Source organism: Rhizobium ecuadorense (assembly GCF_001187535.1).
Classification (GTDB): domain Bacteria; phylum Pseudomonadota; class Alphaproteobacteria; order Rhizobiales; family Rhizobiaceae; genus Rhizobium; species Rhizobium ecuadorense.
In genome coordinates this window covers 1-216 of record NZ_LFIO01000941.1, presented here as the reverse complement: position 1 = coordinate 216, position 216 = coordinate 1, and the positions used below count along the sequence as shown (strand labels likewise).

At 60.6% G+C, this 216-nt stretch carries 1 pseudogene; it reads right to left on the bottom strand.

Features of this window, described 5'->3' with window-relative positions:
* Window positions 1-216, bottom strand: a pseudogene (locus tag AF337_RS45470) (hypothetical protein); the annotation flags it as partial.

Here is a 216-nt window from a genome sequence, read left to right as displayed (position 1 = left end):
GTTTGAAGTGACGGCGTTGAAGAACCCAGGCATTGACGGATGTTCGCCGAGGATCGGCGCACCGTCGATGTTGATGTTCATCGCCGCCCAGCTTCGGATGACGTGAAGTTTGCGCAGAGCGGGAACGACGTGCTGGGCAACCCAAAGGTTCCCCTCAAGGCTCGACAGTAGCGGGCGTGGATGTTGATGGACGGGATCGAGGCCTGCGGTCCAGCC